The sequence below is a fragment of the Pseudoalteromonas gelatinilytica genome (genome assembly GCF_001641615.1).
Taxonomy (GTDB): domain Bacteria; phylum Pseudomonadota; class Gammaproteobacteria; order Enterobacterales; family Alteromonadaceae; genus Pseudoalteromonas; species Pseudoalteromonas gelatinilytica.
In genome coordinates this window covers 155,407-177,509 of record NZ_LRRU01000020.1, presented here as the reverse complement: position 1 = coordinate 177,509, position 22,103 = coordinate 155,407, and the positions used below count along the sequence as shown (strand labels likewise).

The following is a 22,103-nucleotide window of genomic DNA, read 5'->3' as shown; positions in this document are numbered from 1 at the left end:
AAATACAAGCCGCTCTTTAAACTGCGCAGCAATACAAATGCTTAGCAAAAACATGAATTGAGAAAATAATCTAGACAAGAGAAGTTGCTATTTAGAACGTGCTATTTACATTGAATTTTGTAAATTTAGGCTAAGCCCAAAATACTAAGCAAAATATTGAAAAAAGAGACGTCTTCACTACTAATTAAAAACGAAAAAGAGACCTAAAAGGTCCCTTTTGAATAGTTATCAAAGCTGCGGTCAGATTTTTTACGCGCTATTTTACAATCCACGGTGTGGCGCTAATAAGCTTGCCATGGCTGGGTAAAACGCTTTTATCATCTTGCCACTCATCACTGACCTTCACTGAGCAACGCAACTCTTTACAGCTAACTGCATTTGCTGAAACAGCATCTTGAGTATCAAATTTCAGCACAACACCTTGTTGTTCTGGTAACAAGAACCACATGAGTTTGCTTACAAAAAAGCCCGACAAATCAGATAATAACTCTTCAAACTCTTGATTGAGTGTATATAAGTTTGCCTTGCTAAGTTCAAAATCAGCCAAGTCCGTTGCTTCAATTTGTAACTTTAATTGGCAATCATGTTTTGGATTTTCAGGTTGAACAACAATTACGGCTTTATCAGTATCTAGTTGCTTATCAAAAGGTAAAAGTAACTGAGCCTTATCTGTGTAAGTTAAGTCAAACTCTTGTTTTTCTGTAATAATTTTACCAGACTTAATTGTACACACTTCGTTAGTAGCAATATCAGATAAGTAAAAATTAACTTGAGCGTATTGGAACTCGCCTTTATTAACGACTTTTAAACGATCGTAAAAGCCATCATAGGCAACAACAAATTCAGTTGCGGCTGCCTTAGTTGCAACCGCACTTAGCGCAACCGCAATGGTTGCGGCTTTAAACCATGGAAGGAGTTTATTCATCAAAGTAAGCTCTGTTTTGATTTATCATTTTATTTAATTCTTCAATGTACGCTTCACGGCGCTCAGAATACGACAACAAACCTTGTGTAAGAATGGTCGCTTCAATTGGCTTTTGCTGACGACGTAAATCGGCACGAATTGATCGTAAATCTTTATAGGCCGCATGGGTATTAATATTTTTAAAATAAGAGCTTACCGCAGCACGTACCGACTTAAAAGCGGTCACTTCATGGGCTGCTTCGTTGGCACGACGTTTTGGGATCATGCCGCAGCCTTTTTTATAACACCACTGGCCGAAGAAATTTAAACCAATGCGTGCAAAACGAGAGGTACCCCATGCTGATTCATTCGCCGCCTGCATAAGCGCAAGCTCTTTTGGAATGATATCAACACGACGCAGCGCTTGAGTAAGCGATAAAGTGTCAATGGTGGCTGGCAACTTATAGCTGGTTAAGATTTTTTTAATATCTGATTGCTGTTTGCTAGTCAGTGGCTCATTGTATTCAAGCATCATGCGCGCAATTTCTAAGGTTGCGCGTTGCTGTAAAATTTTCTTGTTTTCAGCCTCGACATGAGGGCGAATAAAATCAAAAAATGCATGTTTCTTTTCTTTCACATCCGTAAATGCTGCAAAATCCGGCAGTTTTACGTTATGCAATGGCTTTTCTTTTTTGATTACGCGCTGGGTTCCTTTTGGCGTTGTCTGTGTTTGTTCAGACTCTTCTACGACTACATCTTCTTTCATAAATGGCGATAATATTGCCCATGCAAAAAAAGCGGTCAGTAAAACTCGAAAAACGTACTTAAGCATGTATTCTCTCAAATAAACTACTACTCATGTGCGGTAACGTCACGCACATACAAAGGCGGAGTATACCAAAGCTGTGGATTTTTGGCGAATTTGCCCGAAGCACTCTACCCAAAGTTTATACAGAACCGGGTAAGAAACGGCCAATTTGCTCGCAATTTTCAAGCGCTTGCGTATACTGAAAAGCAACCAAACGAGAAATAGGAAGGTTATTTTTATGTGCCAATCTTGGCAAGCTCGTATTATTGACCAGCAAAAATATCGTCCAAACGATAATCGCTCAGCTTGGCAAGTTGACCGCTCTCGAATTATTCACGCCGCTGCATTTAGGCGTTTGCAAGCTAAAACCCAAATTATGGGTATTGGCTTGAATGATTTTTACCGAACCCGTCTTACTCACTCATTAGAAGTGGCCCAAATTGGCAGTGGTTTATTACGCCACTTGAAAAAGCAACACCCTGAATTTACGAATTTTCCGAGCGGTAGCTTACTCGAAACCTTGTGTCTTGCTCATGATATTGGCCACCCTCCTTTTGGTCATGGTGGTGAAATAGCATTAAATTACATGATGCGTGAGCACGGTGGTTTTGAAGGAAACGCGCAAACACTCAGGATTGTCTCTAAGCTTGAGCCCTATTCAAATGGCTATGGCATGAATTTAACCAGACGCACCTTGTTAGGTTTTATTAAATATCCTGCCTTTATTGATGATTTGTGGCACTGCATTCCACCTCTAAGTGAACAACGTAGCTTTATTAAAGCCGATCATTGGCGCCCAGCTAAAGGCTTGTATAAAGATGATAAAGATGTTTTCGACTGGATCATTGAGCCACTGTCCGATAATGATAAAGCACTGTTAAGTAGTCATTATAAGGTTGATGAATTTAGAGCCAAAACCCACTACAAATCGATAGACTCAGCAATTATGGAATTAGCTGACGATATTGCATATGCCGTTCACGATTTAGAAGACGCTATCGCCACCGAGGTTTTAACGTTAGCAGATTGGCAAAACCATGCACTTGAGCAGCTACAAGAGCTAGACTCAGCGTGGCTAACCACCCATTTGAGCTCGATAACCGCCAGACTCTTCTCGCATCACGAGTACGAACGAAAAGATGCCATTGGTGAGTTGGTTAACACCTTTATTATTAACGCTCAGTTAGTTGTACAAAACGCAGATTTCGAATCTGAAATACTGCAGTACACAGTAAGCCTACCGGATGAATTTGCCGAAATTCTTAACGTGCTAAAACATTTTGTTTTTAAACGTTTAATTCGCGAGCCAAAGATGCAGCAAGTTGAATTTAAAGGGCAAAACCTGCTAATTGAGCTATTTAGTGCCTTTGCCAGCGACCCTATGCGGTTACTGCCAGAAACAACGCAAGAAATGTGGCTTAATGCGCACCAGCAAGGCGATAACGCAATGCGTATAATTTGTGATTATTTATCAGGGATGAGTGATGAATATGCTTATAAGACCTATCAGCGATTGTTTTTGCCATCTGCCTAACTAATTTTTGAACAGCACAGTGAATTGTTCTAGAATTAAACAGGTTATTAGCAATAATAATGACACTTCTTTGAATGCATTTTATTTAACATGGACTGAAATAATGCTCAAAAAATACCTGCTTATTAGTACTGTTGTAGCAAGCTCATTTGCTTGCTACGGCGCAGAAACACTTCCTGACCCGCTACTTGAAGAGCGTAGCATAATCATAAAAGATGCCACCCATTTTGATTGGATACGACTTAACTCTGGCGAATGGCTCAAAGGTGAACTTGTCTCCTTGTACGACAAAGAAGTCGAGTTCGACAGTGATATACTCGACACATTGATGATTGACCGTGCCGATATTTATATGATCATCTCAGACCGCCATCATACTGTTCGTTTTAATGATGGTTCAGAGCTCAGTGGCACGCTCAATATTTCAGGCGGTTATGTGAAAGTCGGTGAACAAGAAGCTAAATATCGTTACCGTGATTTAGTTTCTATCGCACCTTCTGTTGAAAGCGAATTAAGCGCGTGGACTGTCAAAATAGCGCTGGGCGCTGATATATCAAAAGGCAATACTGACCAAACCGAATATTCAGCGCGTGCTGATATCAAGCGCCGTACGGCGTCTAGCCGTTTTCTCGCAGAGTTTTTAGGCTATCGCACCACCAGCGATGAACAAGTAACTAAAAATAACATTCGTGCTAACGGTACCTTCGACTGGTTTCAGACCCAAAAAATGTATTACCGTCCTATCTTCTTCGAGTACTACCGTGATCCGTTTCAAAATATCGCCAACAAATACACTGTCGGTGCCGGTGTTGGTTACTATGTGATGGATACCGATAAAACCGAATGGGACTTCTCAACAGGCCCTGCTTATCAAAAAACTGAGTTTGATACCGTCGCTAGCGGAGAAGAAAAATCTAACTCATCTTGGTCATATTTTATTGGCACTAATTACGAGTTAGAAGTCACCAAAAAAATTGATTTTACCCTTAACTATCGCTACCTAACTGCAAACAGTGACGCCGGTGGTGATTCTCAATATGCAATGGCCGCATTTGAATTTGAAATCACAGATGATATCGACTTTGATATGTCATTAGTATGGGATTACTTAGCCGACCCAATTGCCGATGAAAACGGGGTAGTACCTGAAAAAGAAGATTACAAAATGATTTTCGCACTGGGTATTGATTTATAATCCCAATTCGCTTAATCGATACAAAAACGCCGAGCTAAGCTCGGCGTTTTCATTTTAGTTAAGTAATATATACATAACCTTATAGCGATTTAACACCCATGTTGTGTAGGGTAAAGCCATAAATATCAGCGTATTGATCGATGATCTTACTTGTAGGTGTTCCTGCACCGTGACCCGCATTTGTTTCAATACGAATCAGATACGGGTTTTGTTTTGCACCTTTTTCTTGCAGCTCGGCTGCAAACTTAAATGAATGCGCAGGCACAACACGGTCATCATGATCCCCAGTTGTCACTAAGGTTGCTGGATAACTAACACCCGCTTTAACATTGTGCACAGGTGAGTAGCCTTTTAAGTAATCGAACATTTCTTTACTTTGTTCACTGGTGCCGTAGTCATACGCCCAACCAGCACCCGCTGTAAAGGTGTGGTAACGCAGCATATCTAAAACACCTACAGCAGGAAGCGCTACTTTAAATAGCTCAGGGCGCTGTGTCATAACCGCACCAACTAATAAGCCACCATTTGAGCCGCCACGTACCGCTAGGTAATCAGGTGAGCTGTATTGTTTTTCATTTAAGTACTCAGCTGCTGCAATAAAGTCATCAAAAACATTTTGCTTTTTAAGCTGCGTACCATTTACATGCCACGCTTTACCGTACTCGCCACCACCACGAATATTAGCAACAGCATACACGCCACCGTGCTCAAGCCAAGCCGCAATTGTAGGGCTATAGCTTGGGGTTAAACTTACGTTAAAGCCACCATAGCCATATAAAATAGTCGGATTTTTACCGTTAAGCTCAGTGCCTTTTTTGTACGAAATAATCATCGGCACTTTGGTGCCATCTTTTGATGTATAGAAGACTTGTTCAGAGATATATTCTTCGCTATTAAATTTAGCGCCCGACTTGCGATACACATCAGACTTTCCTGATTCAACATCAAACGAGTAGGTATTGCCTGGTGTAGTGTAATTCGTAAATGAGTAATAAAGTGTTTGTGCATCGTGCTTACCACTAAAGCCATATGCAGTACCTACACCTGGCAGGCTGATGTCACGCACCAATTTACCTGATTTATCGTATTGTTTTACTTGCGAAATCGCATCAACCATATACTTGGCAAAGAAGTAGTCACCGCCTTTCGAAATGCTAAGTACATTGTCAGTTTCAGGGATTAAATCTTGCCAATTTTCTGGGCTAGGATCAGTGGCATCCACTGTCACTACACGCATATTGGGTGCGTTTAAGTTAGTCACCAAATACAGTTTCGAGCCGTCATTATCAATAATTGAGGTATCTGAGTCAGTGTTATCTAAAATCGTCACTAACGTGCTGTCAGGCTTAGTTAAATCTTTGATAAACAGTTTATTACCTGAAGTTGAAGTACTTGCAGCGATAATTAGATAACGATTATCACGGGTCACTTCAGCACCAATATAACGATGTTTCTGTGCCTCTGTGCCGCCATATATTAATTGGTCGTCAGCTTGTGCTGTACCTAACTTATGGTAGTAAACTTTATGTTGATCTGTTTTTGCAGACAGCTCACTGCCCTTTGGCTTATCGTAGCTCGAATAATAGAATCCTTCGTTGCCAAGCCAAGAGATACCACTGAATTTTACATCGACTAATGCTTCTTCAATCGGCTGTTTAGTCGCAGTATCAATAATGATAATTTTACGCCAGTCACTGCCACCTTCAGAGATTTGATAAGCCGCTAAAGTGCCGTCTTCAGTAAATGTTAAACCCGACATTGAAGTTGTGCCGTCACTACTGAACGTATTTGGATCTAAAAACACTTCAGCTTCTGAGTCGCCTTTTTTACGATAAACCACATACTGATTTTGCAGACCATCGTTTTTATAAAAGTAGGTGTACTCACCCTCTTTAAACGGCGCTGTCACTTTTTCGTAGTTCATCAGCTTTTCGAGCGTGGTTTTAAGCTCATCGCGATAAGGAATATTTTTTAGATAAGAAAACGTAACGTCATTTTCGGCTTTCACCCATTGTGCGGTTTCGTCGCTCATATCGTCTTCTAACCAACGATATGGGTCTGCTACTTGCTCACCGAAATATTCGTCAACAACATTGCCTTTTTTAGTTTCTGGATAATTCACAGCAGCTTTAACCTCTGCAGTTTTTACAGTTTGTTCTGTGTTTGTTGGGGTTGATTCACCACACCCCGCCAGTGCAACTACAATTGCACATGCAAGCGTTTTCTTGATCATAATAATTTTACTTTTTAGTTATTGTTAACAAATTGAAAGTAAAGTTAATACAAAAGAATGTCTAGCAATTTGCGGTTAAACACAGGGTCTGCTGTAAACCAATGTAAAAACAAAAAAGCCACGTTATTACGTGGCTCTTTATAACGATGTAATCGCTCAGCAATTATACTTTTGTTAACCAGCCATGAGTATCTGCTGATTTACCCCATTGAATATCATTCAATGCTTGGCGTAATTTTGCGACTTTTTCACCCGGCTCACCCGACCCCACTTTAAACTCTTGGTCGTTATGAATAAGCGTGCCAACCGAGGTTAGTACCGCAGCGGTACCCGATAATGCAGCTTCAGTACCCGGCTTGGCAGCTCTTTCAAGCAACTCAGACACAGTAAAGTTACGCTCAGATACAGTCATACCTAAATCTTTCGCAATCGTTAAAATACTATTACGCGTCACACCGTGTAAGAATGTGCTATCAAGTGCTTTTGTGATGATTTCATCACCATCAATTAGAATGAAGTTTGCAGCACCCGTTTCTTGTACATCGCCACCTGGGCAGAATAAGATTTGATCTGCTTGATGTTCAGAGCGAGCCTGTAAAATTGGGCCTAATGCACTTGCGTAGTTACCACCACTTTTAACCATACCCATGTGAGGTGCACAGCGCATGCCATCTTCTTCAAGTAATACACGTAGTGCTGTAGCACCACCAGCAAAGTAATCACCCACTGGCGAAAGTAATACATACAGTAGTGAACTCATTGACGGTGCAGCCGCTTTACCAATAGCCGCTTCTGTACCAATGTGCGTAGGACGAATATACATAGACCCCGGTGGTGCTGGTGTTTCGTCAGCGTACTCTTTAACAATGTCTTTGATCATTTGCTCAAGCATGCTTTCGTCAAAGTCAGGTAAGTTAAGTAACTTAGAGCTTTGTTTCATACGCGCAATGTTAGCATCCATACGAAAGATATAGACCGAGCCATCTTCGTGACGAAAAGCTTTTAATCCTTCAAAACAGGTGCTTGAGTAATGTAATACGTGAGCACCCGCATGTAATTCGATTTTATCAGATGGGACCAGCGCGCTTTGACTCCATGAGTTATCAGCAAAACGTGCTTGGATCATTTGTGGCATAAATACAGTACCAAATGCGGCCATTGTTGTTCTCTCTTGTTTGGACTACTTTTACCCCATTGTATGCTAATCCATCCCCGTTTAACCATAGCAAACTAGTGCCTTTTATCGATTAAAATGATAATAATTCGACCGTTCGGTACAAAAAATGCGCAACTCAAGCTGCGCATTGTTTACTGAGAACTATTCACTGGCAAATGACAATAAATTATCTATAGTTCATTTTTGCTGTAAGGCGATTAAAAAAGCCCGGGAAAAAACGCTTAATAGTCGGTGCTAAACCACTAATACCTTCACCAATAACGACCTCATCTTTCTCGGCTTCAATGGCTTTGATCATTTTTGCAGCCGCTTTTGCCACATCCATGCCGTTTTCGATTGATTGTTCTGGTTTATTTTGCGGCTTACCTTGGCCATCTAACGAATTATGCGCAATCGCTGTTTTAATTGAACCCGGGCAAATAGTCAGGCAATTCACATTTTTATCGGCTAATTCTGCTCTTAAGCAATCCATAAAGCCAACAACCGCATATTTAGAGCCCGAATAACCAGTTCTGAACTTTGAACCGACTTTACCCGCCACACTGCTAATTGAGACCACCATGCCCATACCTTGGTTAACCATCTGGGGTACGACCGCCTTGGTTAAGGCAATTAAACCAAAGTAGTTTACTTCCATCAGTTGGCGATACACAGTGAATTCATTTTCTAAAAATAAACTGCGCTGCGACACTCCACCGTTATTGATAAGCACATCAATGCGGCCAATTCGCTCAATCACTGCGGGCATATCTTCAAGTAAGGCTTCAGGTTTCGCCAAATCTAGGGCAACCACGTGATGATTGCCACCGAGCCGTTTATTCAGCTTATTGAGCTTATCTTCATTGCGGGCAGACAGTATTAGCGTTGCCCCTTTAGCTGCTAGTTGCTCACAAAGTGCCTCACCAATCCCAGAAGATGCCCCTGTAACCCAAACTGTTTTGCCATTTAATTGCATGTGTGTTCCTTATTATTGTTGTTATGCTTTGTTAGGCCCTGCATGTTGTTCAATATGATCAGCAATATCTTTATAAAAACCAAGCATAATCAAGAACTCTGCTAATACAAATAAAGGCCCTATTACCAAACCAATTAAATCGTCAACAAAGGCTGGCTTTTTACCTTCAAAATAATGGCCAATAAACTGAAACACCCAACCCACCACGAAACTGCCAATACTCACGGCGAGCCATAATTCTGTTGAAAGTGACACTACAGGCTCAGCAGCAATGCTTAACGCACTTAAGCATACAGTCATAATTAACCCCATAGATAAGCTAAGCATTAAGTAATAAAGACAAGTGAATACAATCACCACGGTTGCCAAGGAGATAACAGCAGGCTCAGAGATAAGCGTGACTCTTTGTAATAAACAAATAATCGCAAACACAATTAATGGAATGCCAATAAAGTGAGTGTAAATATTGCGTTTAGAACGGTGGTAAAGGGCGTAATTTGTTAGTTGTTGTTTTAACGTTTTCATTATTTTTCCTGCCAAAACTGTGTTCAAAACTCAGATTAGCAGATAATTCACCGCCAAGAATGTCAACTATCCGACATTTACAGTAGCTAGCTTAAACTCTCACATTAAACCAACGCATCAATAACTTTGCCTTTTTCAGCTTCTGGCTGCATATCCATGCGTTCGCGTCCCTTTTGATACTCTTCATCAAGCATCGCTTGCAGCTCATTCATTTTTTCTTGTAGTGCTTTGGTGTCGGCACCTTGTTGCTGCATTTGTTCCGCAAGTTTTTCTATTTGCGCTTTTATTTCGTCAATTTTCTCTTTATCAACCCCGAGTCGCTGATAAACCAAGGCTTCTTGCGCCTGAGCTAAAAAAGAACTGGGCTCAGACTGCTTTTGTAAAAGTTGGTGTGCTGAAGATGCAGGCGTATGCATGGCCTTCACATCATCAATGCGTGTTATTTGCGACAACTTAGCAGCAGCCGAAGCGTGATAAGGGTTATATTGATTATGAAATGTAATTGCCACAAGTTGTCTTCCATTTAAGCTTGATTACAACTTTGTAGCAATTTTAGTTCCAAACTAGCATTGAGATTGCAATTTATCGATATCAACAATTTCAATCGATTGATATTTAAGATTAATAATTGAATCAGCTTGCAGAGATTGTAATATTTGATTAATGGTTTGCCGTGTTAAATAGGTCATATCGGCAAGTTGTTGCTGGGTAAGCGGCAAACAGCTTTGGTGTGACGATTGATAAAGCATGCATAACCGCTTACTCACCTTTTGCTTTGCTGTAAGGAGTGCGTGATCTTCTAATGAGTCAAACAGGTTTCGCACTTTATTGGTAAGCAGCAGCCCAAAGTCATGCCAATAAGCAGGATGTTCTTGTAATAACAGGCTTAATGCCCGCTCAGGAACGTGTAAAAGCCGTACCGCAGTTTGAGCATACACATCGTGGGTACGTTGACCACCATCAAACAGAGCCACTTCACCAAACCACATTGCACTGGTTACAAAACTAAGCACGGCTTCTTTGCCTTGGCTATTAACCCCAGAAACTCTAAGCACGCCATTAATAACACAATACAGACCGGTATTTTCATCACCACGCAAAAACAATGCATCACCCGCATTTAAGGTGATTAATTTAGCATTTTTTACTAGCTTGTCCCTAAATATTTGTGTGCGATTTTTAAACCATTTGTCTTGGTTAATTACCGAAAGGTCTTGTTCATTCAAGTGTTTATACTTTACATTGATTAAATAATTAGTAATTAATAATAAAAGGATACGGGATGTTAAACAAACTACTTTCGACCAGCCTACTTCTCAGTGCTATTTCTACCCCTGCATTTGCTAGTGATATTAATTCTGAACTTAAATCTGCCAATAAAAGCGTCAGCGAAAAAGTCATTAAATGGCGCCGTCATTTGCATCAAAACCCAGAGCTTAGTAACCGTGAGTTTGAAACAGCTAAATACGTGACTAAGCATTTACGTTCTCTAGGCCTTGAGGTTCAAACAGGTGTGGCACATACCGGTGTGGTTGCAAAACTTAAGGGGGGCAAAAAAGGCCCGCTTATTGCGCTACGTGCTGATATGGATGCATTACCTGTTAAAGAGCAAGTAGACTTACCTTTCGCGTCAACTCAAACAACAGAGTACAAAGGCAATACCGTTGGCGTAATGCATGCCTGTGGTCATGATAACCATGTGGCTATTTTAATGGCAGCCGCTGAGTCTTTAGTAAAAATTAAAGAAGAGCTCGCGGGTGATATTCTGTTTGTCTTCCAACCTGCTGAAGAAGGTGCACCAGATGGCGAAGAAGGTGGTGCTGAGCTTATGCTTAAAGAAGGCTTATTTAAAGAAAAGCCAGAAGCCGTATTTGGTTTACACGTAACCAGCTCTCTTAATACCGGACAAATTGGTTTTCGTGAAGGGCCGCTAATGGCCAGCGCCGACAAATTTACTATCACAGTAAAAGGTCGCCAAACTCACGGTTCTCGCCCTTGGAATGGTGTTGACCCAATTGTGGCGTCATCACAAATTATTATGGCAACACAAACCATCGCTTCTCGCCAAGTTGATGTGACCAAAGCGCCTTCTGTGGTTTCATTTGGTGCCATTAATGGCGGTGTGCGTAACAACATCATCCCTGATCAAGTTGAAATGGTGGGCACAATTCGTACCTTTGATCAAGAAATGCGTGCTGACATTAAAAAACGTTTAGCTAAAACCGCTGAGATGGTAGCTGAATCAGGTGGCGCAGAAGCACATGTTCACATTGATCATGGTTACCCAGTAACAGTGAACGATGTTGAATTAACCAAGAAAATGACACCAACACTTGCTGGTGTAGTTGGTAAAGAAAACCTGATCACAACGCCACTTATCACAGGTGCCGAAGACTTTAGTTACTACGCCTTAGAAACACCAGGCATGTTCTTTTTCTTAGGTGTCACACCAAAAGGTCAAGATGCGGTTACAGCACCTAGTAACCATTCACCACACTTTTTTGCAGACGAAAAAGCTTTACAGCTTGGCGTAAATGCAATGACGCAATTAGTGGTTGATTACCTAAAATAAGCGGATTGAGATAATCACTAATCCTACTGGCGGGTGACATCCATTACCCGCCCTATTTTCTTTGCTGTTCAGCATCAATAAAGCTCATTTTGCTAGGGTTAACTTACTAACAGGTAAGGAAGCCCCATGACATCAGAATACTTTCATTTTTTAAGCATTATCGGTGTAGCGTTTTTTGCTATTTCTGGCACTTTACTGGGTCATGAAAAAAGTGTTGGTGGTTTTGGTGTGGTGGTCGTTGCCACAGTCACCGCCTTGGGTGGTGGCACACTTCGAGACATATTACTTAACAAACCGGTATTTTGGATAGCTCAGCCCGATTATTTGTACGCAACTTACATAGCCATATTTGCGTCTATTCTATCAATTCGTCACTTACCCGATTTAAGTAACACCACCATGCTATTAATGGATGCCGTAGGGATGGCTATTTTCAACATTATTGGTATCGAAAAGGCACTGATTGGCGGCGCAGATATGATTGTTGCCATCACCATGGGTATGACCACGGGTATTTTTGGCGGCCTGATGCGTGATGTGATCTGCCGTGAAGTGCCTCTGGTCATGGGCGAAGAACTTTATTCAACCGCATGCTTATCTGGCGGGTTAACTTACGCGGCTTTATTCACCCTTGAGGTGAGTTATATTTGGTGCATTATTGGCGCATTTACGGTAACGGTATGCTTAAGATTAGGCGCCATACACTTTGGCTGGCAACCTAATCTGTTTCGTAAAAGCAGCTTTAAACGCTCTTAGCAGGTCATATAAATACAGCCATCGAGTGGCATGTCCGCGGGGTACTGGGTTTGTATAAACCCCATTTTTTCATAAGCTGTTTTAGCAAGGGTATTATGGGTATATACAAACAACGACAAGCTATCACACTGCAATTGCTGTTTGCCCTGCTCTCCTAGTAAGTTTATCAACACTTTTGCAAGACCTTTGCCACGTTCACTTGGCGCGATAACTAGCCGCCCTAAATGACAACGCCCTTCACGTAAATAGTATTGCCCAAACCCTAACATCTGGCTTTCGTCATTAACCAACGCGAAGGAATTCAGCGCATCTAGGTTTAAATCGTTTTTAAAGCTTTGCATATCGAATGGGTAATCAAAAAATGGCCCAGACCAAATACGCAGTTCTGCCTCTGTGTTAAACCACCCCATTAACTCGTTGAGATGGTCACTCGTTACTTTAACTAGCTTCATGTTTTAACCTATCGTATAAACCTGATGCACGAGTAACAGATTTATTCATCGCCATAAGCAGTACATTTTTATCGGCCACCAGCTCAAATGTGGTTTTCGCGCGGGTGATACCCGTGTAAACCAATTGCCTATTAATGCCCTGATTAGCCTGTTTTATTGGCGGTAAAATCATTGCGGTATAAGCAAATTCAGAGCCTTGCGACTTATGAATTGTCATGGCATACACTTTATCGTGAGCAGGTAAACGTGCGGGCGAAAAGGCGCGAATATTTTCTTGTTCATCAACAAACATGGCTTTTAACTGACCTTGCTCATCATGCATTAAAATACCTATGTCGCCATTAAACAGTTTTAGCTGGTAGTCGTTTTGACTGATCATAATTGGCATACCCACATAATGCCTTTGATATGGCGAGATTAAACCCTGTTGTGCCAGTGCTTTTTCAATACGCTGATTAAGGCTATTTACACCATAATCACCCTCTCTGACGGCAGCCAGTAACTGATAATACGCAAATGCTTTATGCACATTGGCAACACTTGCCCCTTGCTGGATAAACTGCAAATAATCGTGATATTGCAACGCCGCTTGTTGCACAAAATACTCAATCGGTTTACTGATCACGCTGTAATTAAGTTTAAGGTCTTTAAAGCCACCTTGATTAATCGTTTGCTCAACGTAGCCCAGTAAGCCTGTGTTATTGGTATTTACAGCTTGTGCTAATTGACCAATGCCGCTGCTGCCATCAAAACGATAACTTTGCTGTAAAAACGCAATACAATCGTTAAGTACAAAATGACTGCTCGCCGCAGGTATCTCGCTCTGATTATTAAAACAAACGCGATTAAGCTGCGCTGCTCTTTCACTGCTGTAATCTGGCATTTTGCCAAGCTCTAAGCCTTGGCAGAGGTCGCTAAGAATACTGCCCGTATCAACCGAGGCTAATTGGTCTTTATCACCCAGTAAAATAAGTCTTGCATGGCTTGGAAGTGCCTCGATTAGTTTTGCCATAAGCGATAAATCTACCATCGATGCCTCATCAATGATCAGTACATCTAAATGCAGCGGATTACGCTTGTTATGGCGAAACTTATTGGTATGCGGAATAACGCCCAGTAAACGGTGAATCGTTTGCGCGCTTTCAGGAATAAGTGGCGCGATATTATCAGGGATCATACTAAGCTTTTGCTTTGCCCCTAAAATCGACTCGGTTAAACGCGCTGCCGCTTTACCTGTCGGTGCAACCAGCTTTATTGTTAGCGGTGCACTGGCATACAAAGATTGTAATATTGCTAGTAGCTTAGTTACTGTGGTGGTTTTACCGGTACCTGGGCCGCCAGTGATCACACTAAAGCCTTTTGTTGCGGCAATCGCACAGGCTACTTTTTGCCAGTTTAAGGTTTTAATAGGATCGCTTGGGTTTGTTGTATGTTCACTATTAGGAAAATACACCTCAAGTAATGCCGTTAATTCGGCTTCATCAAGGGTGAGTTCTTTCGTTGCTAAATGATGTAAACGCGAAGCCAAAGTGGTTTCGTACTCTGCCAATCGGGCAAAGTAAAGTTTATTGGCAAACAACAGCAGTGGTTTGTCGTCCCCGACACACTCAGCATTCATTAGTTTATTAACAGCCTCATTAAGGCCAAATTCCATATCAAACGGGGTTAAAACCTCAGGGGCTGCAATGCTGGCATCAGCTAGGCTTTGCTCTCTTATTTCAAACGGGTTTTGCCAGTTTATATTCACGAGCTCTAAACAGCTGTGCTGACTTTGCTGCGCAGCCGCAAGTAATAAAATCAGGTAAAAAACCTCATTGTGCGCTGCATCGTTATTCTCTATCAACGATTGTGAACCGGCTACTGTTTCTGTACCAGTCAATAGCTCTGCGAGTTTCACATCAACTAAGCGAATACGTTTTGCCTCAAGTAAATAACTCAGTAATGGTTGCGTTTTAATCTCTTTGGCAGGTAACACTGAATCGCTTTGGGCATGTTCTGCTGGTTGTTCTGGCTGCTTATTCATTGGCTCGTTTGGCTCATGGTCATCAAAGCCGAATGTCATTTGACTCATAGCATGGCTCCTTGTGCGAATAAGCTATCAAGCTCAGTTATTTGCTGTTTCGTAAGCTGATTAAAATACACCCCTTGCCCTTCGCTCATGCCACGTAAGAAGGTGTAGTAAACACCGCCTAAATGCGTATCGCTATCGTAATCTTGAATACGTTGTTTTAATAAGCGGTGCAATGCCACGGTATATATCAAATACTGCAAATGATACTGGTGACTGGTCATGGCTTGCTCTAGTTGCTCATGTTGGTAGTCAGCCGCACTATTGCCTAAAAAGTTCGATTTATAATCAAGAATATAATACTTACCCTGCCAACAAAATATTAAATCTATAAAGCCTTTTAGTAAGCCTTGCACCTCACTAAAATCAAGCTGCCCGGGTAAATTAAAGTGCTTTACCAACACTTGGTTAAGCTTATCACTTGAGAGTGATAACAGGGGTAAGTTAAATTCCATTTCGACCAAACAGGTCTCAGGTTCAAGTACTGATAAACTAAGCCCTTTATCGTTTAATGGGCAATTCAGTGCAGCAAGGATCCACTGCTCGGTCATTTCCTGCCAGCTATCGTCAATATGGTATTTTTCGAATAACGTTTTGATCACTTTATCTAGGGCGTGGTCGTCTTGCTCCATGGCTGGACGCTTTAACGCATAAGGGTCGGTAAAGTCTAATTGCTCAAATATTTCATGCAAACAACTACCCGGCTTTGCCCCTTTTGGGAAGCTGTAAGGTGTTAAAGCATTGGCATTTTGGGCTAAAAACTCATCTTTTTCGTGGTCTTCATCACTGCGGCCAAGTTCAATATGATCAGTATGCTTTTTCAACGTTAAGCTACTAAAGCTGGTTGAGCGCCAATCACGCTGAATGTCTGCTTTAACAGTATTAACTTGGTAGGCTTGCTCACTGTCAGCACCAGCAAATGTTAACTTTTCAAGCTCATCCGCTTCGCTAAACGCCTCATAGTGCATGTGCGAAGAGCCTTCACAAAATTGTTGTAACAACGTGCGCCATTCATCGCCCGATTTAATCTCTAACCCTGCAAATAATACGTGGCCGATACTGGTACTTTGAATTCCAGGGCGAGCACTACGACCTTGCGAAATGTTATACATACCCACAGAGCAAAAATGCACGGCACGAGTCAATGCCACATAGAGCAAGCGTAAATCTTCAGCCAAGCGCTCTTGCTCTGCTTTTTGCATTGCGTCGTCACTTTTAGCAAGGTCATAAATCAGCTTACCGTCTTTATGATAAAGGGCTTCTTTGCTTTCCCGATAGCCACAGGCAAACGGCATGAATACAATCGGGTACTCTAAGCCTTTTGAGGCGTGCATGGTGACAATTTTCACCAAATTAGCATCGCTTTCTAGGCGTACTTGCACCGCTTCACCATCTTGTTGACTAACTTTTTGCGCAAACCAACGCAGTAATCTGTGGGTGCCCTCAAGCTCAATTTGCTTTTGCTGTAAGATTTCCCCTAAATGGCGGAAATCGGTGAGCCAGCGCTCAACGTTGTAACCTAAGCCCTGCCAACGTGCTGCGAGCTGATTATGGCTTAATAAACGCTCGAGCATCGCCATAGCGCCCTGTTTATGCCAAATATGAGCAAGCTGAGCAAAAAAGTTTAAATGTTCTTGCCATGCACTTTCATTTTCGTGAAGCTCATAAATACGGTTGTAGCTTAAACAAAACAATGGCCCTGCTAGTACACCACGCAGTAATGATTCATCATACTGTCCATGCAAGGCTGTTAAAAAGTTCAGTAAATGATGACTAAGCTCTTGGTTAAAAACACTATCTCGCGATAAATACACACTGGCAATGGCGGCTTCTGCTAGTGCGTTTTTCATCAGCTGTGCTTCGTTTCGGTCACGCACTAGCACGCAGATATCGGCGGCAGTGAGAGGCTTTCCTGCAATAGTTGCAGCGCCTGCATCGGCTTGCTTGAGTAGCTCAGTAATTTTTTTCGTATACTGCAAAGCCAATGCCTGTTGAGCCACCCCTTTGCTGGTTGGCTTGTTGTTCGCTTCGGCGTATTCATCAACAAAAACCGAAAATTCAAACGCACTTGGCATTTCACCGTTCATTAAAAACGCTTTGTCTTGCTGTTTTCCCTTCGCATTAACCTTTTGAAATGGGATTGCGTCGTTATAAATAAAGCTATTGTCATTTTTAGCAAATAAACGGTTTACGCTATCAACAACCCCTTCACTTGAGCGGTAGTTGGTATCTAGGGTGTATTGCTTATCATCTGAAACAGCTTGTTTTGCGCCAATATAAGTAAAAATATCTGCACCACGGAAACCATAAATAGCCTGTTTTGGATCACCTATCATGGCAAGCGTGGTGTTTTTAATGCCATAAATGCGGCTAAAAATACCATATTGAACTGGGTCGGTATCTTGGAATTCGTCAATCATGGCAACCGGAAACAATGCGGCAATTTTTTCACTTAATGCTTGGCCTTGCTCACTTAAAAGTGCCTGATGCAAGTTACTCAGTAAATCATCTGGAGTAATAACGCCTTGCTCTTGCTTGCGTTTAACTAATGCACTTGCCACCCATTTAGCAGCGTATTGCACTATCGCAATATTCAAGCCGTTATTGATAAGGCTACTGAGTTTAGCCATTTCATCAAACTGAGCCAGCATTTCATGACTCAGCAAGCTGCCGTTTTTCTTATAATTTGCAGGGTCGCTTAAATTCTCTGTGCTCCACACTTCGAACGAGTATTTGCTGGTACCAAATACAAAAAATAGCTCATCATTGTTTATATACTCTTCAAGCGCAGCAAGGCTGTTTTTTCGGCCTGGGGTTTTTGAACCACTTAAATCAGATGCTTTTACAGCATTAATAAACTCACTCTCACGGCACGCAGTTTTAAATGCAGGTACTTTTGCCACAAAGTTGTCGCGCGCTTGCCATATATCGTCAAGGTCGTACTCAGGGGTGATTGTTGCCTCTTGTTTATTGAGTAAACTCACTACCTGTGAATACAGTGACGCCGGCACAGGGAAAATATCGGTAATTGCTTGCGTTCGCTCTTTTGATTGTGGGTAAACAAAGGCACGCCAAAAGTCATTAAGGGTTTCTTGAATAAGCTCACGCTCATCTAAAATAAACTCTAAGTTAAACGCCACCCCTGACTCAAAAGCATGTTGTTTCAGCATTCGCTGACAAAAGCCATGAATGGTGAATATAGCGGCTTCATCCATCGACTTTGCCGCAGCGTCTAGCAAATCAAATGCGGCGTGTTTGTCAGTTACCTCATTAATTACTTGCTCAATCAGCTCATCATCTGGCTTTTTACCAAGCAGTGCATCTCTGGCATTGATTATACGCGCCCGCACACGGTCTTTAATTTCTTGGGTTGCAGCCTCGGTGAAAGTCACCACCAGTATTTGCTCAACACTTAGAGGCGTATTTAATGCTTCATCTTCACCGGTCGCTTTTTGTAAGCCCAACAAATACCGTAAATACAAACCTGTGATTGTATAGGTTTTACCTGTACCGGCACTGGCTTCAATAAGGCTTTGCCCACACAGCGCCATACTCATTGGATTAAGCGTTTGCATGATCTGCCTCCTGTGCTAATTCAACAATTGGCGATAACAGCAGCTCGCTCCATTTTATAAACTCTTCTTCACAGTCTTTAAGGCTCTTTATGGTTAAACGAATATACGGGTTTTCACCTTCACCTATGCCTATGTATTGCGGCGCGAATTTATTGTTTGCTTTGACCATGTCTTTATCTGTTTTTATGTACTCGTAACCACTGACCGGAAAAAACGCCACTGGACGAGTTAAAAGCGTTTCATAAAGCGAGAACCAATCGTTTAAATAGCTGCGGGCATCGTCTTCTGACAAGGGTGAAAAACTAATTTGCTTGTCTAAGCCAAGAATAAGGGTTTCAACAGGCTGACCCATTATTTGCGCCGCTAAATGATGCACAAAGCCACGAATTACATCTTTTGCTTTAATACTGGCGGTGCGATAAAACACCTGTTTTTGACCATAAATATGATTTAACCAACCTTCTAGTGTGGTATTGGCAATTTTAATATTTACTTCAACGGGTAATGCTTCATCACCTTGAATATGCGCTTTCACTTGCCCAGCAAGCGCATCAACTCGGTGCTGCATACTTTCAAACACAAGGTCGCCAACATGGGCTTGGGGTAATTCACCGCGCTGCATAATTTGCGCTTTATTAAGCGGTAGCTCTTGAATGCTCGCTTCGAGAATTTCATCGAGGTAAAAGTAGCGGCGTAATGCATCTAAACTAAATGGCTCTTCATCTTTAGCGATATCGTTAAATTGCGGTAAGCGTAAACCCAAACTTTGTTGATAAAAGCTCTCGTGCGGCTGGCAAATACTACGAATAAACTGAGTTAACTCAACACTGCTTTCTGGCTGAACACTAAGCGCTTGCTGAGGTTCAGGATTAACAGCTTGAGTTGGCATCCACACAGGGTTATAGCTGTGTAATTGTGTGGCTAACGGTTTGTTTGCTTTTTGCTCGTCATCTGTTTTCTCTGTTAGATAATAAGCTGGGTTAAATGGCTGTAAGTGCTGATAATTAATTAGCGCCTCTGGTAGCTTTAAGTGAGTGTCTTTATCAGCAAACTCAAAACTACGGGCTATGTATTCCAAAAGCTCGCTCACTAAAGTTGAGGGCATTCTTGGTTGGTTATCAAAACAAGAACGGCCAATATAACTGATGTATAAATTCTCACGGGCACTTAAAATCGCTTCTAAAAACAGGTAACGGTCATCAAGTTTGCGAGAGCGGTCGCCTTTTTGGCGTTTTGAGAAAGGCACTAAGTCAAAACCGATTGGCTGAACGGTACGCGGATAATCCGCATCATTTAAACCTAGCATGCACACCACTTTAAATGGCACTGCACGCATTGGCATCAGCGTACAAAAGTTAACTTGCCCCACTAAAAAGCGCTGTCCTACGCCTTTTTCTTGAATACCTTGTTTTACAAGGTAACTAACAATGCGCTGCGAAACAGCTTGTTGGTAATCGCCATTGTCATAATGCTTAATCAGTGTATCGAGCACTTTTTGCAGTACTAATAAATCCCAGCTTTGTTCGCCTTCATCGCTGTACACATCGTTTAATAACTCTTTTAGAATTTCTGCCTTTTCGTTAAGCGGTGCATCGGCTTGAAGCTTAGCTTTATAACGGGCCAGTACATCAATAAATTCAATGAGTTTATTTAAAGTATTTAATGCCATGCCCTCAACTTCATCGGCACTGTAAATCCCCGAAAACGGCAATTGTTCATCACGTTGTGCAACACCTAATAACAAGCGGTTTAGGCCATGTTGCCAAGTGTTTAAATCTATTGCGGGTAAGCCAAAACTGTCTTTGTGGGCGGCATCTAAGCCCCATTTAACGCCAACGCGTTCAAGCCAAAAACCAATTTGCTCATATTCATGGGCTTCGAGGTTAAATTTTTCGGCAATTTGTGTGACTTGCAGTAAATCAAGAATGTCAGACACACCAAAGCGTGAGTAAGGTAAATCAGCTAAACTGGCAAACGAGCTAAGCACAGGTTTTTCTTGCTCTATCGCTAAATCGGCTAACGCATAAGGGATAAAGCGTCGCCCTTCGGCACCACCAAACACCGCCTCAATATACGGGCTGTATGTGCCAACATCCGGCATCATTACAATAATATCTTTCGGTGTTAGCGCTTTATTTTCATTGAATAAATTGAGCAAGTAATCATGTAGTCTTTCTACTTCACGAAGTGGAGTGTGACAATCGCTCAGCACAATGCTGGTATCATCTGCCTGAATTGGCAGTTTGCCTTCGTCATTAATGAACCATTCTTTATCAGGCGTTAATGACTCACCCTTGAAGGCTAATTGGTAAATTTCAGACTGAATTTGCGATAGCAAGCTTTGATCAAAATCGTTATCGAATCCGTCTAGCCACTGCGCATCTAGTTGTAGTAGCTGCTCAAAATAGTCTCGGCCTAATTTACCCCATGACGAGAGTAGCGGATTACCAATAAAAAAGTACTCGTGATCAGGGTTTTTAGCGCTGTCTTCAAGTGCTTGTAACTGCGGGCGTTTGGCATATTTAGCAGCAATTTTGGCTGCTGTTTTTTCATCGAGTGTGTCGCCCCAGTAATGCTCACTGGGGTTGAAGAAAAACAAAAATACCTGCGTTTTTTTCGCAATAGCCTGAAACACTTCAAGCTGGCTGCTCGCAATTGCAGAAATACCAAATAAACTAATACGCTCAGGTAATAAGCTTGCGTCCATTTTTTCAAGGGCTGCAAGGAGTTTGTCTTGCATGTTGGCGCGGTGATATTGGCTTTGCCCAAGCTCTTTACTGTGCGCCACCAGCTTGCGCCAAAGATCTGGCTGCCATGGCGCAATACCCACATCAACATCATCAAGCTCATCGATGCCCTGCTCCCAAGTGGCAATCCAATTAGGGCGATACATTAAATATTGGTCATAAACGTCGGCAATTTTCTCGCACAAGGCAAAGGTTTTTTGTCCTTCACTGTCACCCTCTAAATAGGTTTTAAGTGGTAAATACAGCGGCTCATCAATGCAGTTTGGTAAAATCGCAAACAGCTTCCAAGCAAGGTTCGCTTTGTTATACGGAGATTCACTGGGTACATCTGGCAATAATTGTTGGTAAAGCTGCCAAATAAAACTCGAAGGCAGCGGAAAATCGACCTGAGCGGCAATCCCTAAGTGTTCGCTTAAACCTATTTTTAGCCACTGCGACATACCCGGTGACTGCACGAGCACAATTTCTTTTTTAAAAGGGCTCGTTAACGGATTAACTTTAAGAAGAGCGTGAAACCGCGCTTGCAGTGCTTCCATGCGATTTGATTGAATTATATTCAGCACTTTACACTGTCCTTGCTTGAAACTAACTAATTGACACAG

Annotated in this window: 15 protein-coding genes and 1 pseudogene; 4 read left to right on the top strand and 12 right to left on the bottom strand. The window is 41.9% G+C overall.

Annotation, left to right across the window (positions count from 1 at the left end):
* Positions 1-256 precede the first annotated feature (256 nt).
* Both NH153_RS13765 and NH153_RS13760 read right to left on the bottom strand, forming a co-directional pair.
* A complete protein-coding gene (locus NH153_RS13765) occupies positions 257-925 on the bottom strand; it encodes a DUF2987 domain-containing protein (RefSeq protein ID WP_063704795.1) in 669 nt (222 codons plus the stop codon).
* Positions 918-1,736 (bottom strand): glucosaminidase domain-containing protein, encoded by an 819-nt coding sequence (locus NH153_RS13760; protein ID WP_063704793.1) that lies wholly within the window; start codon positions 1,734-1,736, stop codon positions 918-920. The genes NH153_RS13765 and NH153_RS13760 overlap by 8 nt, the downstream gene beginning before the upstream one ends.
* Positions 1,737-1,950: 214 nt before the next feature.
* Between NH153_RS13760 and NH153_RS13755 the strand changes: the two genes are divergently transcribed.
* The gene (locus NH153_RS13755) at positions 1,951-3,246 is read left to right on the top strand and encodes an anti-phage deoxyguanosine triphosphatase (RefSeq protein ID WP_063704790.1); all 1,296 of its coding nucleotides are present in this window, start codon (positions 1,951-1,953) and stop codon (positions 3,244-3,246) included.
* A 103-nt stretch (positions 3,247-3,349) separates the two neighbouring features.
* The gene (locus tag NH153_RS13750) at positions 3,350-4,441 is read left to right on the top strand and encodes a DUF481 domain-containing protein (protein ID WP_082874070.1); all 1,092 of its coding nucleotides are present in this window, start codon (positions 3,350-3,352) and stop codon (positions 4,439-4,441) included.
* Positions 4,442-4,520: 79 nt separating this feature from the next.
* Here NH153_RS13750 and NH153_RS13745 read toward each other — a convergent pair whose 3' ends face one another.
* The 6 genes and pseudogenes from NH153_RS13745 to NH153_RS13720 form a co-directional block, all read right to left on the bottom strand.
* Positions 4,521-6,674, bottom strand: coding sequence for a prolyl oligopeptidase family serine peptidase (locus tag NH153_RS13745; RefSeq protein WP_063704788.1), 2,154 nt, complete (start codon positions 6,672-6,674; stop codon positions 4,521-4,523).
* A 163-nt stretch (positions 6,675-6,837) separates the two neighbouring features.
* Positions 6,838-7,839: pseudogene (locus tag NH153_RS13740) on the bottom strand (branched-chain amino acid aminotransferase); the annotation flags it as partial.
* Between the two features lie 178 nt (positions 7,840-8,017).
* Positions 8,018-8,806 carry an SDR family oxidoreductase gene (locus NH153_RS13735; RefSeq protein WP_063704783.1) on the bottom strand — a complete coding sequence of 263 codons (789 nt, stop codon included), beginning with the start codon at positions 8,804-8,806 and terminating at the stop codon, positions 8,018-8,020.
* 21 nt (positions 8,807-8,827) lie between these two features.
* On the bottom strand, positions 8,828-9,331 hold the full coding sequence (locus NH153_RS13730; protein ID WP_063704781.1) for an Mpo1 family 2-hydroxy fatty acid dioxygenase: 504 nt from the start codon (positions 9,329-9,331) through the stop codon (positions 8,828-8,830).
* Positions 9,332-9,435: 104 nt separating this feature from the next.
* Complete coding sequence (locus NH153_RS13725; RefSeq protein ID WP_063704778.1) at positions 9,436-9,840, bottom strand: hypothetical protein; 405 nt, start codon at positions 9,838-9,840, stop codon at positions 9,436-9,438.
* 54 nt (positions 9,841-9,894) lie between these two features.
* Positions 9,895-10,557 (bottom strand): Crp/Fnr family transcriptional regulator, encoded by a 663-nt coding sequence (locus tag NH153_RS13720; RefSeq protein ID WP_063704776.1) that lies wholly within the window; start codon positions 10,555-10,557, stop codon positions 9,895-9,897.
* Between the two features lie 56 nt (positions 10,558-10,613).
* Here NH153_RS13720 and NH153_RS13715 point away from each other — a divergent pair, with 56 nt between their 5' ends.
* The gene (locus tag NH153_RS13715; protein ID WP_063704774.1) at positions 10,614-11,903 is read left to right on the top strand and encodes an amidohydrolase; all 1,290 of its coding nucleotides are present in this window, start codon (positions 10,614-10,616) and stop codon (positions 11,901-11,903) included.
* Positions 11,904-12,029: 126 nt separating this feature from the next.
* Complete coding sequence (locus tag NH153_RS13710; RefSeq protein WP_063704772.1) at positions 12,030-12,659, top strand: trimeric intracellular cation channel family protein; 630 nt, start codon at positions 12,030-12,032, stop codon at positions 12,657-12,659.
* Here NH153_RS13710 and NH153_RS13705 read toward each other — a convergent pair.
* The 4 genes from NH153_RS13705 to recC are packed head-to-tail and all read right to left on the bottom strand — an operon-like array spanning position 12,656 to position 22,064.
* A complete protein-coding gene (locus NH153_RS13705; protein WP_063704770.1) occupies positions 12,656-13,111 on the bottom strand; it encodes a GNAT family N-acetyltransferase in 456 nt (151 codons plus the stop codon). The two genes, NH153_RS13710 and NH153_RS13705, sit on opposite strands and share 4 nt — an antisense overlap.
* The gene (gene recD / locus NH153_RS13700; protein WP_156503653.1) at positions 13,098-15,173 is read right to left on the bottom strand and encodes an exodeoxyribonuclease V subunit alpha; all 2,076 of its coding nucleotides are present in this window, start codon (positions 15,171-15,173) and stop codon (positions 13,098-13,100) included. The genes NH153_RS13705 and recD overlap by 14 nt, the downstream gene beginning before the upstream one ends.
* 5 nt (positions 15,174-15,178) lie before the next feature.
* Positions 15,179-18,754: an exodeoxyribonuclease V subunit beta gene (gene recB, locus NH153_RS13695; RefSeq protein WP_063704768.1), complete on the bottom strand. Its 3,576-nt coding sequence runs from the start codon at positions 18,752-18,754 to the stop codon at positions 15,179-15,181.
* A complete protein-coding gene (gene recC, locus NH153_RS13690) occupies positions 18,741-22,064 on the bottom strand; it encodes an exodeoxyribonuclease V subunit gamma (protein WP_063704765.1) in 3,324 nt (1,107 codons plus the stop codon). Before recC ends, recB begins: the two co-directional genes overlap by 14 nt.
* Positions 22,065-22,103: the final 39 nt, after the last annotated feature.

Excerpts from the sequence above, each read along its gene's own strand:
- NH153_RS13765 (WP_063704795.1), bottom strand. The coding sequence starts at position 925 with ATGAATAAACTCCTTCCATGGTTTAAAGCCGCAACCATTGCGGTTGCG.
- NH153_RS13705 (WP_063704770.1), bottom strand. The coding sequence starts at position 13,111 with ATGAAGCTAGTTAAAGTAACGAGTGACCATCTCAACGAGTTAATGGGG.
- NH153_RS13735 (WP_063704783.1), bottom strand. The coding sequence starts at position 8,806 with ATGCAATTAAATGGCAAAACAGTTTGGGTTACAGGGGCATCTTCTGGG.
- NH153_RS13750 (WP_082874070.1), top strand. The coding sequence starts at position 3,350 with ATGCTCAAAAAATACCTGCTTATTAGTACTGTTGTAGCAAGCTCATTT.
- NH153_RS13710 (WP_063704772.1), top strand. The coding sequence starts at position 12,030 with ATGACATCAGAATACTTTCATTTTTTAAGCATTATCGGTGTAGCGTTT.
- recD (WP_156503653.1), bottom strand. The coding sequence starts at position 15,173 with ATGACATTCGGCTTTGATGACCATGAGCCAAACGAGCCAATGAATAAG.
- NH153_RS13745 (WP_063704788.1), bottom strand. The coding sequence starts at position 6,674 with ATGATCAAGAAAACGCTTGCATGTGCAATTGTAGTTGCACTGGCGGGG.
- NH153_RS13730 (WP_063704781.1), bottom strand. The coding sequence starts at position 9,331 with ATGAAAACGTTAAAACAACAACTAACAAATTACGCCCTTTACCACCGT.
- NH153_RS13760 (WP_063704793.1), bottom strand. The coding sequence starts at position 1,736 with ATGCTTAAGTACGTTTTTCGAGTTTTACTGACCGCTTTTTTTGCATGG.
- recB (WP_063704768.1), bottom strand. The coding sequence starts at position 18,754 with ATGCAAACGCTTAATCCAATGAGTATGGCGCTGTGTGGGCAAAGCCTT.
- NH153_RS13715 (WP_063704774.1), top strand. The coding sequence starts at position 10,614 with ATGTTAAACAAACTACTTTCGACCAGCCTACTTCTCAGTGCTATTTCT.
- NH153_RS13755 (WP_063704790.1), top strand. The coding sequence starts at position 1,951 with ATGTGCCAATCTTGGCAAGCTCGTATTATTGACCAGCAAAAATATCGT.